This window comes from Thiolapillus sp. (assembly GCF_048562965.1).
GTDB lineage: Bacteria > Pseudomonadota > Gammaproteobacteria > Chromatiales > Chromatiaceae > Thiolapillus > Thiolapillus brandeum_A.
This window is the reverse complement of record NZ_JBHNMF010000754.1, coordinates 1-1,446: the sequence shown is the minus strand read 5'-3', so window position 1 is coordinate 1,446 and position 1,446 is coordinate 1. Positions and strand designations below refer to the sequence as shown.

2 protein-coding genes are annotated in these 1,446 nt (G+C 53.2%); both read right to left on the bottom strand.

Annotated elements, in window-relative coordinates:
* Positions 1–14 precede the first annotated feature (14 nt).
* The gene (locus tag ACOCD2_RS19820; protein ID WP_293650199.1) at positions 15–575 is read right to left on the bottom strand and encodes a DUF47 domain-containing protein; all 561 of its coding nucleotides are present in this window, start codon (positions 573–575) and stop codon (positions 15–17) included.
* An 89-nt stretch (positions 576–664) separates the two neighbouring features.
* On the bottom strand, positions 665–1,446 hold a 782-nt coding region (locus tag ACOCD2_RS19815), incomplete at its 5' end, for an inorganic phosphate transporter (RefSeq protein WP_293653212.1).

Genomic DNA, 1,446 nt, shown 5'->3' with positions numbered 1-1,446 from the left:
ATAGCAACTTTATTTCACCCGAAAATATACGGTGGAACAATGTTGCTTACTCTAAACTCTAGTTCCAGTGTATTGGCGGAAATATGCAGCCGCTTCGCGATTTCCTTCAGTTGCAGCAAAATGTCCTTGTGGCGAATAATGTGCTTGATGTCGTCCTGGGCGAGCAGTGTTGCTGTCGTCTTGGCACAGGTTTCGACCACTTCATCATACAGGTCATGAACCTGGTCGATTTTGGGCGCAATGATGCCCAGGGTTTTCGAGGGCAGGCTGGCAATGCCTTTTTCCAGCGCGATGGCCATGGTTGCCAGTGTTCTCAGTATGGGCTCGTATTCGGCCAGTTCATGGATGTCGTAGAGATCGGTTTCCAGCACAAAATGTTTCACACTGAGCGTCACCCAGTCCAACTGGGTAATCATGCGATAGATCGATTCCTTGTCATAGGGCGTGATAAACACATCCAGCAGCTGTCCCATGTTCTTTGCCTTGAGCTTTCGGGCTTGCATTGCAGCCGTGGACAGGGATGCCAGTCTGTTTTTGTCTTCATCGACACAGGCCTGATAAAGCTCCTCGACCATGGACCGGCCGAGTCTGGCCTAGTTCAGCAAGGCTTTGTTGAAATCGATTTCCCTGGGCAGCAGGTATTTGCCGATGAAGCCCGCCATGATCAACTCCGAATGATGAGGTACAGATAACAGTATCCGCTACCGAGAAGCATGGATACAGGGATGTTTAGCCACCATCCGGCCATGATACCGGCGGCCGTTTTCCATTTTACATGCAGAGGTTTTTCCGCGGCGCCATTTCCCAGCAGCGTAGCCGTGACGACCTGGGTGGTGGATGTGGGAGCGCCGATACCGGTTGCGATGCTGTTGACCAGGGCTGACCCCATCTGGTTGGCGACAGCATGAATGGTTCGCAACCTGTACAAACCGAATCCCAGTGTCTTTATGATGCGCCACCCGCCGAACGTGGTACCCAACGTGATGGAGGAGGCACACAGCAACACCGCCCAGTCAGGGATGGTGAAAGTCCGGGTCGTGCCACTGGCCAGCAACATCATGCCGATGATGGCCATGCCTTTCTGTGCATCATTGGCTCCATGGGAGAATCCGAGCCAGGCGACGCTGAAGTACTGGGTGATTACCAGCAATGGCCGGATACGGCAGGTAAAGTGTTTCAGGACAACAATGAACAGCTTCATGATGACAAAGCCGATGATGAACCCAAACAGGGGAGACACCAGCAGCCCGGCCAGTACCTTCATGACACCTTGCAACTCGAAGCGGGTCAATGCATCTGCGCCCCAGTTGATATGGCCTGTTCCCACGGCATACAAACCGGCTCCCACAAGTCCCCCGGCCAGGGAGTTGGATGACGATGAAGGATAGCCGAAAAGCCATGTGATCAGGTAACTACTCACCCCTAAGATGAGTACAAGCCTGCCTC